General features: G+C 45.0%; 10 protein-coding genes and 3 pseudogenes. 8 read left to right on the top strand and 5 right to left on the bottom strand.

Annotated elements, in window-relative coordinates; all coding sequences use genetic code 11:
• Positions 1–204: 204 nt before the first annotated feature.
• Positions 205–424: pseudogene (locus V756_RS1000000123430) on the top strand (alpha/beta fold hydrolase); the annotation flags it as partial.
• 77 nt (positions 425–501) lie between these two features.
• Here the strand turns inward: V756_RS1000000123430 and V756_RS0110000 are convergent.
• Positions 502–1,980 (bottom strand): peptide MFS transporter, encoded by a 1,479-nt coding sequence (locus tag V756_RS0110000; protein WP_024714540.1) that lies wholly within the window; start codon positions 1,978–1,980, stop codon positions 502–504.
• A gap of 279 nt (positions 1,981–2,259) precedes the next feature.
• Here V756_RS0110000 and V756_RS0109995 point away from each other — a divergent pair, with 279 nt between their 5' ends.
• Positions 2,260–4,014 carry a right-handed parallel beta-helix repeat-containing protein gene (locus V756_RS0109995; protein ID WP_024714539.1) on the top strand — a complete coding sequence of 585 codons (1,755 nt, stop codon included), beginning with the start codon at positions 2,260–2,262 and terminating at the stop codon, positions 4,012–4,014.
• Positions 4,015–4,028: 14 nt separating this feature from the next.
• On the opposite strand, the gene V756_RS0109990 is transcribed toward V756_RS0109995, so the two are convergent.
• Entirely contained in the window at positions 4,029–4,250 is a 222-nt protein-coding gene (locus tag V756_RS0109990) for a YczF family membrane protein (protein ID WP_024714538.1), read from the bottom strand.
• 125 nt (positions 4,251–4,375) lie between these two features.
• Between V756_RS0109990 and gerKA the strand changes: the two genes are divergently transcribed.
• The 3 genes from gerKA to gerKB are packed head-to-tail and all read left to right on the top strand — an operon-like array spanning position 4,376 to position 8,372.
• A complete protein-coding gene (gene gerKA / locus V756_RS0109985) occupies positions 4,376–6,010 on the top strand; it encodes a spore germination protein GerKA (protein ID WP_024714537.1) in 1,635 nt (544 codons plus the stop codon).
• On the top strand, positions 6,000–7,223 hold the full coding sequence (locus tag V756_RS0109980) for a Ger(x)C family spore germination protein (protein WP_024714536.1): 1,224 nt from the start codon (positions 6,000–6,002) through the stop codon (positions 7,221–7,223). The genes gerKA and V756_RS0109980 overlap by 11 nt, the downstream gene beginning before the upstream one ends.
• 24 nt (positions 7,224–7,247) lie before the next feature.
• Positions 7,248–8,372, top strand: coding sequence for an endospore germination permease GerKB (gene gerKB / locus V756_RS0109975; RefSeq protein WP_024714535.1), 1,125 nt, complete (start codon positions 7,248–7,250; stop codon positions 8,370–8,372).
• A gap of 122 nt (positions 8,373–8,494) precedes the next feature.
• Here gerKB and V756_RS1000000124810 read toward each other — a convergent pair.
• Positions 8,495–8,572, bottom strand: a pseudogene (locus tag V756_RS1000000124810) (hypothetical protein); the annotation flags it as partial.
• Positions 8,573–8,718: 146 nt separating this feature from the next.
• Here V756_RS1000000124810 and V756_RS1000000123425 point away from each other — a divergent pair.
• The 3 genes and pseudogenes from V756_RS1000000123425 to phrC all read left to right on the top strand — a co-directional run.
• Positions 8,719–8,880: pseudogene (locus V756_RS1000000123425) on the top strand (ATP-binding protein); the annotation flags it as partial.
• 134 nt (positions 8,881–9,014) lie between these two features.
• On the top strand, positions 9,015–10,163 hold the full coding sequence (rapC, locus tag V756_RS0109960; protein ID WP_024714534.1) for a response regulator aspartate phosphatase RapC: 1,149 nt from the start codon (positions 9,015–9,017) through the stop codon (positions 10,161–10,163).
• The gene (gene phrC, locus V756_RS0109955) at positions 10,147–10,269 is read left to right on the top strand and encodes a phosphatase RapC inhibitor PhrC (protein ID WP_024714533.1); all 123 of its coding nucleotides are present in this window, start codon (positions 10,147–10,149) and stop codon (positions 10,267–10,269) included. The genes rapC and phrC overlap by 17 nt, the downstream gene beginning before the upstream one ends.
• Before the next feature lie 101 nt (positions 10,270–10,370).
• Here phrC and V756_RS1000000123420 read toward each other — a convergent pair whose 3' ends face one another.
• Together V756_RS1000000123420 and V756_RS0109945 are read right to left on the bottom strand one after the other, a co-directional pair.
• The gene (locus V756_RS1000000123420; RefSeq protein ID WP_024714532.1) at positions 10,371–10,463 is read right to left on the bottom strand and encodes a YjcZ family sporulation protein; all 93 of its coding nucleotides are present in this window, start codon (positions 10,461–10,463) and stop codon (positions 10,371–10,373) included.
• 182 nt (positions 10,464–10,645) lie between these two features.
• On the bottom strand, positions 10,646–12,010 hold the full coding sequence (locus V756_RS0109945; RefSeq protein ID WP_024714531.1) for an aspartate kinase: 1,365 nt from the start codon (positions 12,008–12,010) through the stop codon (positions 10,646–10,648).
• Positions 12,011–12,307 lie beyond the last annotated feature (297 nt).

Here is a 12,307-nt window from a genome sequence, read left to right as displayed (position 1 = left end):
ATTACAGGGGAATTGATATTTTAAGGGAAAAATAAAGGCTGTCGAGATTTTCTCGACAGCCTGGAAGCCTGACGCTATGCGTCAGGCTTTTTTTATATAATGCAAACCAAAGGGGGCGTGGGAAATGGCGGGGAGCTGTCAATCCAGGGAGAGAGCGCGCACATCCTAGTAATCGGGAGTTCGGTTTACTGCCCGCTGCAATTTTTATGGGACGGCGTATTTACGAATATGCCGATCATTAATGAATTGTGGGGGCATACATTTGCCCGGCTTGTGATTCAGCGGGAAGCTGATGTTCAAGTGCGGTGTACATCGATATGATTATCTGGCTGCTCCAGTCAACCTGTGGGATGCGGTTGAGGGGCATATCTAGAAGATTATTTTTGAAAAGAGCGGCCATCAGCCGATGCTGGAAGAACCGTGATTTTTTGATCAAATCTTCAGCAAATACATGGACAAATAAAAACAGCCTGCCAAAATTGGCGGGCTGTTTGTTTTTTATTATAGAATCCCTTTCATTGCGCGTTTGATCATCGGCGAAAGCAGCAGGAGAATGCCGCCAAGTACGATCGAAATCAAACCGAGGGTGCCAAAGTAAGTTGTTTCAGGAATTTTATCAAACAATCCAGCTACCTGGGCATTGATCGCTTGGGCTGCTGCGTTCGTCAGGAACCACATACTCATTGTCTGTGCAGAGAATGCAGCCGGCGCCAGTTTCGTTGTAACGGATAAACCGACCGGAGACAGGCACAGCTCTCCAAGCACGACAAGCAGGAAGCTGAGAACGAGCCAAAGCGGGCTTACGAGTGCTTCTTTTCCTTGCATTGCAGGGAATACCATAATGATAAATGACAAGCCAGCTAGAATAATTCCAATTGCGAACTTAACCGGTGTGGACGGCTGGCGTTTGCCAAGCTTCATCCAAAGCCACGCGAAAATCGGCGCGAAAATGACGATAAACAGTGGGTTTAATGATTGGAACCAAGATGACTGAAGTTCTAATCCGCCCAATGAAAGCCTTATGCGTTCATCAGCATAAACCGCAAGAATGGTCGCTCCCTGTTCCTGAATAGCCCAGAACATGACAGCACCGATAAACAAAGGGACGTAAGCGGCAAGACGAGATTTTTCTGTTTTGTCCGCTTTTTTGCTTGTAAACATGATGATGAAATAAACAATAGGAATCAAAATACCGAGAATACTTACAAGGTCGATGAAACCCTTGATCGTCAGCATGCCTGTTTGTACAGAGATAATTACTGCAATTGCCACAATGATAACACCGATTCCAGTACCAATCGCAGATTTTTTAGACAGCGGATTCGGCACATTTGAGCCTGCAATCCCGAGGTTTTTCTTTCTTGTCAGAGCAAATACGATAAGTCCGAGAAGCATTCCGACTGCGGCAGCTCCGAAGCCGAGATGATAGTTGTACTTCTGTCCGAGTGTTCCGACAATTAACGGCGCTAGTAAACCGCCGAGGTTGATCCCCATGTAGAAGATACTGAAACCTGAGTCGCGGCGCTGATCTTCTTTCGTGTAAAGATCTCCAACCACGCTTGAAACGTTTGGTTTTAATAACCCCGTTCCGATAATGATAAGCACCATGCTGATATAGAATGCTGTCGCGCTGCCGGGATAGGCGAGTGCAATGTGGCCGAACATAATGAATATGCCGCCGTAAAACACAGTGTTTGCGGTGCCGAATACCCGGTCAGCGAGCCATCCGCCAATAATCGTGGACATGTATACGAGTGATCCGTAGATCGACATAATGGCAACAGCAGTGCCTTTGTCAAAGCCAAGCCCTCCGTTAACCGTCTCTGTATACAAATAGTAAAGTAAGATTGCTCTCATTCCATAGTAAGAGAAACGTTCCCAAAATTCGGTGAAAAATAGCGTAAATAGTCCTCGCGGGTGACCAAAGAACCCTTTTTGCGGGACGCTTTTAATGATACTTTCGTTATCAATCGAAGCCATGTCAGCCAAACCCTTTCTTAAAAAAGTGTATTATAAAAATCATATTCTTATATAATACTTGTGTCAATATAAATTATACTCATTTCAAATAGTTCCATATTGGAAAAATATAAACACATGATTATAGGGATTTCTTCCTGATGATTAAGTCCTTTTTTTGTAAGATTTTCTTACAAAACTATTCTTTTATATTTTTTTGATAAAATTTTAGAGAAATGTACAAGCGGTTCGGGCCTTTGTGAGTATCATGATAGCAATCATAGAGAAGGAGGCTCGCAATTGGCTGAATTCATGTTGAATGCGGCAGATTTCGGTATTTCAGGAGATGGTAAAACGGATTCAACGAAACTGATTAATCAATGCCTCAGCACGGCTGTTTCGAAAGGCTATCATACTGTCTGGTTTCCAAAGGGAACATATTTAATAGACGGAACGCTTGGAGGAGATCCCAATCAGAAGTTTCGAAACGCGGGGATCATTGTTCCCGGCAACCTTGAGATTCTGATGGACCCTGAGTGTGTCATCAAAGTCATCCCGAACAGCTCGTGGGGTTATTCCGCATTTTATGTAGGCAAGCAAGAGAATATAACCATTTCCGGGGGACAAATTATCGGTGAACGCGATGAGCATACGTATGCCACCGCGGGGATAAGGTCAACTCATGAATGGGGCTTCGGCATATGTATCGAAGGATGCTTGAATGTTGTCATTGAGGATGTCAACATTTCTGATTTTACCGGCGACGGGATTATTGTCAGTCCAAGGGGATTAGAGACAACGGATGATTATCGTACGTCGGAGCATATTACCATCCGCGGCTGTGAGGTTCGGCGGTCGAGGAGAAATAACATTTCCATTACCGGGTGTGACACGGTCACGGTGGAGGAATGCGTGATTGAAGGTGCCGGAACAGGGAATGGAACAGCGCCGAAATTCGGAATTGACATAGAAGGATATGGCGAAGGTAATGTTGACTATGAAGAACCGATCAATGTATCCATCCGCAACAACCATTTCATCGGAAACGTTTCAAGCTCTGTGACCAATTTTAATGGATACGGCATTTCAATAGAGGGTAACTATTCAGACAATACGATCAGCTATGGGTTTGGAACGCAAACGGTGATCAAGGGGAATATTCTCAGACGGGCTGAAAACGCGGCTGCTGCGCCTAGAGTCGGGATTACCGGACTCGGTGTGTCACAAGGAAAAGAGAGCAGTGATGCGGTGATCGCCGGCAACCTGATTACCGGGTTTACAACCGGAATTGATGTCAGGGGAAAAAGCATTCTTGTCACGAACAATAAAATCAGCAACTTTGAAAACACAGGAATATTGGTTTATCAGTCTTCCGATGTAAAGGTAGACGGCAACCAGATTCAAAACGGATTGTCTGAAACAAGACGCAGCACCGGCCTGCGCGCAGTGCTGTCGGATGATACCGTATTTCTGAATAACTGCCTCATTGAAGTCGTTGACGGTGTGAACATTTCCGGAGGTGATATGATCGTGAAAGATAATGTGCTGAGAAAATTCAGCCGCGGGATCTGGATCGCTCAAGGAAACGCAGTGATTGAAGGGAATATATTGAATCCTGACGGGTTTGAAGCAGCCGCGGAATCATATTCAGTTACGGTTACAAACAATGCTGGCGCTATTATCAAAAACAATACATTTAAATCTTTCAAAAATTACCCGATTTACTGTTCCACAAGGGCGAAAACCTCGATTATCGGCAACCACTTTGAAAGATCTCCGCTTTTGGTCACCATCTATATCAGCTCGGGTGTGCATGAGATTTTTGACAATACCATTTCAGTCAACAGAACAGCCGGAAATCCAATTGTGATTTATGTCAACGGTTCTGCAGGCTCTATCATCTCTGGAAACACCATCAATAACCTCTCAGCGGGCATGGCGACAGCCATCCAAACAAACACCTCAACCAATTCTAAAATCATCGGCAATCGCATCCTCAAAGGAACCATCAACAAACATAGCAGCGATACAGCAGACGGCAATATTATCGTCTGAAAAAAGCGCCCCGCTCAGGGGTTCTTTTTTTTCGATTTATGGATCACGTATATTTCTCTTACAAGAACCAAACCAAAAAATAAAAGCACGACCCATTCTGCGAACGTTGTCATTTTAAAACTGGACATATTGTTATAAACGGCTTTTGTCAAACTGAAGCCTTGAAGCATGTCCAAAAAAACAGAAATGGTTAATAAACAAATCAATATGACCCCTGTCACGCCTAATATCTTCATGTCTCATCACCCTCCGCTTTTATTGTCTATCTATATCAGAGAAGTTATACCGCAGCCGTCCGCATGCATAATCTCCACTCTGAAAGGAAGAATATGAGAAAACGACAAGGAAAGGTATTTTGTGTATGCCTTTATTTTCTAAGCAAAAGAACAAGACCGATTCGAAAGATAAGCAGAAAACAGAAGACAAAAGTCAGGCTCAGCAGCAGGAAAAAGAAAGGCCGGTTCTCGTTTCTCCCAGTTTGGCAACAAATATAGCGGAAATGAAAAAGGAAGTTGGGAGCAGCTCGGACGTCATCATTCGCGAGATTAAAATCGGGGAACAGGATCGTGTCCATCTCGCCATTATTTACATTGCGGGGCTGGTCGATAATAACACAATCCATGAATCCTTAATCGAGCCTTTGATTCAGGATGAGTCTATCCAGAATTCCCATGCGCTCCAGCAGATTCTTGAAAAAACGCTCCCGCTGGGCGGAGTAAAAGCGGAGAAGAGCTGGGACAAGCTTTTTTCTGAACTAATGCTCGGCAATGCGCTGATTTTCGCAAACGGTTCTGAAGAGGCGCTGATTTGCAGCACACAAGGGGGAGAGCAGCGTTCCATTCAAGAGCCGAGCACCCAGGTGTCCTTCCGCGGCCCGCGCCAAGGGTTTACAGAATCTCTGCAAACCAATATTTCCATGATCCGCCGATACATCAAAAATCCGAATGTGTGGGTGGAGAAAATGAAAATCGGATCGGTAACCCACACAGATGTCGCACTCATGTACATTCATGGCATTTGTGATGAAAAGGTGCTCAAGGAAGTGCGTTCGCGTTTAAAAAAAATAGATATTGACAGTATTTTAGAGTCGGGATATATCGAGCAGCTGATTGAAGATGAAACATTTACGACGTTTCCGACCATGTATCATACAGAACGGCCTGATGTGGTAGCGGGAAATTTGTTAGAAGGAAGATTTGCGATCGTTGTGGACGGAACGCCGTTTGTTCTCATTGCCCCCGCCTTATTTGTTCAATTTTTCCAATCCGTAGAGGATTACTATTCGCGTTTTGATATTGCGACAAGCATACGGGTTCTGCGGGTTTTGGTCTTTTTTATTTCACTTGTGGCTCCGGCTGTTTACGTGGCGGCCACGACGTTTCACCAGGAAATGATCCCGACGCAGCTGTTAGTCGTTATTGCGGCCCAGCGGGAAATTGTTCCCTTTCCGGCTGTTGTCGAGGCCCTTACGATGGAGGTTGCTTTTGAGATTCTGAGGGAAGCCGGCGTCAGGCTGCCGCGGGTGGTCGGCTCTGCGGTATCGATCGTAGGTGCGCTCGTTATCGGCCAGGCTGCCGTACAGGCTGGCATCGTCTCTCCGGCTATGGTCATCATCGTTGCCCTTACCGCGATTGCGAGCTTCGCGACACCCGCATTTGCCATGGCGATTTCAGCCCGTCTTATTCGGTTTATCTTTATCATTGCCGCCTCGATTATGGGGTTTTACGGGCTGATTTTAGGCATTATTATGATGTTTGTCCATTTATGCAGCCTGCGCTCTTTCGGCGTTCCTTACATGTCGCCGCTTGCTCCCTTTTCTTCCCAAGGGGTAAAGGACGCGCTGTTTAGGGTTCCGTGGTGGGCTGATGAAAAAAGGCCGGAATCGGTCAGTAAGAAAGATAAAGTTCGGCAGGGGCAAGGTCAGCGTCCGGAGCCGGCCGCTTCACGAGGAATGGTGAACAAAGACTTGGAAGAAGGGGATCAGAATGGTACGTAAATGTCTATTAGCCGTTCTCATGCTTTTGAGCGTCATCGTGCTGCCCGGATGCTGGGATAAGCGTGAGCTGACGGATCTTGCGATTATCTCGGCGATTGGCATTGATCGGACCAATGAAGGCAACTACGTGCTGCATCTTCAAATTATCAATCCCGGAAATGTCGCCGGAGGGCTTCAGGGAGGCGGTGCCGGAGACAGGCCGCCTGTATCCGTCTATTCGATTGAAGGAGACAATATGACGGAAGCGCTCAGAAAAGCCTCTATGAAGGTATCCCGTCGGCTTTACTTTGCCCATACCAATCTCGTGGTGCTCAGCGAAAAGCTGGCGAAAGAGGAAGGTTTGGATTTTGTGTTAGATAATCTTGACCGGGACACCGAATTCAGGACAACAGCAACAATCGTTGTCGCCCATAAAACAAAAGCGGAAAATATCGTCAAAATCCTGACACCGATTGATAAAATTCCATCGAATAAAGTCAATAAAACACTCGACTTCACGGAGGCACAATACGGACGGGTCGTCAAAACCAATATTCAGGACGTCCTGAAAGTACTAGCCACCGACACAAGGGCACCGGTAATTCCAGGGTATTTGATGATTGGCGACGAGAAAAAAGGAATCAGCATGGAAAACACGCAGGCGACTGATCCGAAAGCGATTCTGCAGGCAGACGGTTTAGCGATTTTTGATAAGACAGGACATTTAAAGTACTGGATTGAAGATGATGAAAGCGTTGGGGCTATCTGGCTGATGAATAAGGTTCAGCATACGTTTATTAATGCTGATTGGGGCAAGGTGAAGGATGCGGTCAGCCTGCAGGTCACCCATCAAGATACAAAGCTGGTTCCCGAGATCCGGAACGGACAGCCGCGCATGCACATACATGTGTCGGTTGAAGGCATAATTGATGCCGTCAAATACCCTTTCCAATTGTCTGATCCCAAGGTGCTGGTCGCTATTGAAAAAGCCCTCAACAAAGAGCTGGAAAAGGAAATCAGCGAGACTGTGAAAAAGGTCAAGCACAACAAAATTGACTTTATTGGTTTTGGTGACACGATATACAGAAAGTATCCGAAGCAGTGGGAAAAAATGAAGGACACTTGGGACAAAGAGTATTTGCCTGATCTGCCTGTCGATGTAAAAGCAGAGACGTATATCAGAAGAACGGGATTGCGAAACAATCCGCTCAAACATCAGCTTAAAGATAAATAGGTCAGGAGAAAGGGGAAACGGCAGATGGAAAAAGCCAGAATCAGCATAAGGCAGCTGTTTGTTATGATTATCATTTGTGAGCTGGGCAGCTCCTTATTGATTACACCGGGAACGATGGCGGGCAGAGATGCTTGGATAGCAGTTCTGTTGGGCTGTGCAGCCGGTTTGTTTCTTTTCTGTTTGTATCAAGGCATTTATCAATGCTACCCGGAATCTTCTCCGAAAGAATATATGGATGATATGCTTGGAACCAAGCTGAGCTGGCTGTTTTCATTTCTGTATATCCTGTACTTTGCCTATATTGCCGCGCGGGTGCTCCGTGACTTTGGAGAAATGCTGCTGACGTTTGCATACCATGATACACCTATTATTATCGTCAATGCGATGCTGATGGTAGTGAGCGTTTATACTGTCAGAAAAGGAATCGAAGTGCTCGCCCGCTCGGCCGAGCTTTTGTTCGGAGCCATGTATTTATTGGGTGCGATCGGCCTCGTGCTGATTATTGTCTCGGGTTCTATGGACCCGCAGCATTTAAAACCGGTTTTAGCAGACGGCATTTATCCTGTCATTCACTCTGTATTCACGCAGACGATGTACATTCCGTTTGGTGAAGTTGTGTTATTTGTGATGATTTTTCCTAATCTGAATGACAGAAAAAATGTGAAAAAAGTGGGGTTGATTGCCATAACCTTAAGCGGGTTAATTGTGGCGCTCACCGTGGCGATTAATATCAGCGTGCTTGATGTTGACCTCACACTCAGGTCTCAGTTTCCGCTTTTAAGTACGATCCAGACGATCAAGGTCGAAGAATTTTTAGACCGGCTCGATGTCTTTTTTATGCTGGCGCTGATCATCGGCGGCTTCTTTAAGGTCAGTCTCTACTTATATGCCACTGTCGTGGGCGCCTCAACGCTCTTTAAGGAAAAGAACCCCTCGCAATTGGCTTACCCGATGGGATTGGGTATCCTAATCCTTTCTATTACGATCGCGAGTAACTTTTCTGAGCATTTAAACGAAGGCCTGAAAGTGGTGCCGCTGTATATACATTTGCCTTTTCAAGTATTGTTTCCGCTCTTTCTGTTTATTCTGGCTGTGTGGAAAAAGAAGCGAAGAGAGAAAGCAAAAGGGCCGGGAACAAAACAACAATAAAATGAGCGGGGGAATGCAGCCTCCGCTCTTTTTTATATTCCTTCTATTTGCTGATTCAATCGTGATCGAATCGCCAACGCTTACATCATTTTTTCCCGACGCCTGGTGTTGTAATCGCGCGTCGTCTGTATTTTTGAATCATCGACTAACGATGTGCTGATGACACCTTCAATCGAAAGGCCTGCTTGAACCATTTGCGGCCGCCTTGTCCGCATCGGTTTTTTACTGACAAGACTGCCTGTGGGGGGGGGGCGTGCTTGTGGATACTTTAATAGCAGTCCAAAGGCAAGAAAAAAATATGAACTAGTTGATGAAATAAAAACTAACAAGTGTGACACACAAAACCGGTGAATACGGACTCGGTCTTTCCATCGTCAAGCCGCTCGTCGAAATGCATCAGGGCATAGTAGGAATCAATAATGAAGAAGGAAAAGGCACGAAGTTCATCATCCGCCTTCCTTTAACGGAAAGCAGCAATAACTCACAGGGCGGCGGCAAAGCCAGGTGAAGCGGCCTTTTTTGCACACCGCTTCGGTTTGTTGCGTGCTCCCGAAACAAAGATTGCGTGTTTTTCGGGTCGGAACGGTCTGTAAACATGATAAAATATGACATAAACAGTTTTTGATGGGAGAGGGTGAAGGAATGAAGAGCGGGGTAATTCCTTCTTCAGCAGTCGGTCAAAAAATTAACGAGTGGTACAAATACATCCGCACATTCAGCGTGCCGGATGCCGAAGTGCTAAAAGCTGAAATCCAGCAGGAACTGAAACACATGCAGCACGATTCCAACTTGCTGCTCTATTATTCACTAATGGAATTCCGCCACCAGCTTATGCTTGATTATCTAGAGCCGTTAGAGAAATTAAATATCGAGGACCAGCCAAGCCTGTCCGAATTATCCAGAAACATCGACAGCAACCAGGCAGATCTCAAAGGGCTGCTCGACTATTACGTGAATTTTTTTCGCGGGATGTATGAGTTTGATAAGCGGGAATTTATTTCTGCCATTACCTATTATAAACAGGCGGAGAAAAAGCTTTCCTTCGTCGCAGACCATATTGAACGGGCTGAATTCTATTTTAAAATCGCGGAAGCTTATTATTATATGAAGCAAACGTATTTTTCGTTGATTCATATAAAAAACGCCTATGAAATTTATATAGAGCAGGAAACCTATAATGTGAGAATCATTCAATGCCATTTCGTGTTCGGGGTCAACCTGATGGATGAAAGAAATTTCGAACAAGCCGCACGCCATTTCAAATTGGCGCTCGATATGGCCCAAGCAGAACAAAAAGCCCAGCTGGTCGGAAGAGCATACTACAATCTTGGATTATGCTATTACAATCAAGAGCTGCTGAACCCTGCCATTGATTACTTTGAAAAAGCGGTTTCCACGTTTGAACGCAGCAGGATCATCAATTCTCTGCCGCAAGCATATTTTTTAATCACCTTGATTTATTATAAACAGGGAAAACGTGATAAAGGTTCGGAATATCACAAGCGGGGCTATGAATATGCTAAAGAAACAGATGATGCAGACTATGCGGTAAAATTCGAGTTTTTGCAATCCCTATATCAGGAAAAGCCCGATGAAGAAGGAATCGAACAATGTTTTCAATACCTTAAAAATAAAAATATGTATGCTGATATAGAGGATTTAGCCCTAGAAGTAGCAAAATATTACTATGAACAAAATTGGTTCAAACTGTCTGCTTCCTACTTTCTAAAAGTTGAAGAGGCAAGAAAACAAATACAAAGGAGTGAAGGTTTATATGAAGTTGAAATCTAAGTTGTTTGTTATTTGTTTTGCCGCCGCCGCGATTCTTACAGCGGCAGGTGTTTCCGCTAACGCCGAAGCACTCGACTTTCATGTAACAGAAAGAGGAATGACGTAAGAACCAGCCCTTCTCATTTTAGAGAAGGGTTTTTTAAAAGAAAAAAAACGCCGTAAGACAAAGGGGCTCTTACGGCGCCGTCTACATGGAGATTACTTTATTTAGTAGCCTCCTACAAATGCAGTTCCCACAATAACCAAGAGGATAAACAACACAACAATTAAAGCGAAAGAACTTCCATAACCACCTGACATCTTACGCACCTCCTTGTGAGATTGCTTTATTTTATGCAGCAAATCTCCGGCGGACAGGGTTCATTTGATAAATAATGAAAACAACTAAAAAACACCGCAAGACAACTACATTGTCTTACGGCGTCCCGCAGAGATGATCAGCGTTAGCATCAACAAACAGCAGCGCCCGCTATTTATGTATATTAAGAGATCAGCACGCCAGCGAAAAACTCATGGTATAACGCTTGAACGGCTTTTCTTTCTTCGGCTTCTTTCACGCCGAACATCATGCTTACTTCAGAAGATCCCTGGTTGATCATTTCGATATTCACTTTTGCCTCTGATAATGCTTTGGCGGCTCTCGCCGTTGTGCCGACATTGTGGCGCATCGCTTCTCCTACAACCATAATCAGGGCGAGATGATGCTCAACAATCACTTCGTCGGCGTGCAGATCCTCTTCGATCTGTTTGATCACGCTGCGTTCAGCGGCGGCATCCATTTGGCCCTCCCGCAAGATGATGGTCATGTCATCAATTCCCGATGGAACATGCTCATACGTCAAACCGTGCTCCTCCAAGATTTGAAGGGCTTTGCGGCCAAATCCGATTTCTCTGTTCATTAAATACTTGCTGATATAAATGCTGCAAAAACCGGTATCGCTGGCAATCCCGACGACAGGCCCGTTTGTGTTATCCCGTTTGCTGACGACACGGGTGCCTTGTGCTGACGGATTATTCGTATTTTTGATTTGGACGGGTATCCCCGCTCTGAATGCCGGAATGAGCGCTTCATCATGAAACACTGAAAAGCCCGCGTAGGACAGCTCCCGCATCTCCCTGTATGTCAGCTCGCTGATTTCCTTAGGATTTTCAACGAAGGACGGATTGACTGAGTATACAGCGTCCACATCTGTAAAGTTTTCATACAAATCTGCTTGAAGCCCGTTGGCGAGAATAGAACCGGTAATATCAGAACCGCTCCGTGAGAATGTAATCACATCGCCAGCCTCGCTGAATCCGAAAAAACCGGGAAAAATGATAAGGCCGTCACGTTCCCGAAGACGATAGAGGTTTTGATAGGATTCAGGAAGAACTTGCGCGTTGCCGGGTTCATTTGTCACAAAAAGGCCGGCATCCTTAGGGTTTACATATTCCGCTTTGACGCCTTTGTGGCGGAAATAGGCGGCGATGAGCTTAGCGTTGTTATCTTCCCCGCTGGCTTTGACGGCGTCAAGATACTGCTCGGGACTGCTTTTATCTCCTTCTAAAAGCGTAAACAGATCATCCCGGATTTTGTCGATAATGCTTTGCCCCAGCTGAAGCTCATTTGCGATGAGGGCGTACCGTTCCACAACAGCTTCCGTCAGTTCAGGGGCGCTGCCAGATGCCAAATATTGTTCAGCACATGCGATTAAAAGATCAGTCACTTTCGTATCCTCGGCATAGCGTTTTCCCGGAGCTGAAACGACTACAGCCTTCCGTGCCGGGTCTGAGGTGACGATGTGAAACACCTTTTCAAGCTGGGCGCCTGATGCGAGTGAGCTGCCTCCGAATTTAACGACCTTCATGTTTACATCTCCTAATGTTTAAAATTTTCACACAAATTTAGTATTTATTATCTCTCTTTCAGTTCTGTAAATCAAGGGGTAATTTCTTTCTGTAACGAACATTTGTATTTTCCACAAGGAACAATGTCAGGTAAACTCACCGTCTACATGCGCGCTGAAGAAAAATATGGTAAACGGCCTAACGATTTGAGATGGAAAATGGTTAGAATGATTAGTAAAATTGAATACATGACTAGGTTAATATTTTGAAAGAATATTGACTAACAATAGAAAAATGGTAATATGTAAATGATAATG

Origin of the sequence: Bacillus tequilensis KCTC 13622, from assembly GCF_000507145.1 — a bacterium.
GTDB lineage: Bacteria > Bacillota > Bacilli > Bacillales > Bacillaceae > Bacillus > Bacillus tequilensis.
The sequence above is the reverse complement of the archived record's forward strand: the minus strand, read 5'-3'. Positions and strand labels throughout refer to the sequence as shown.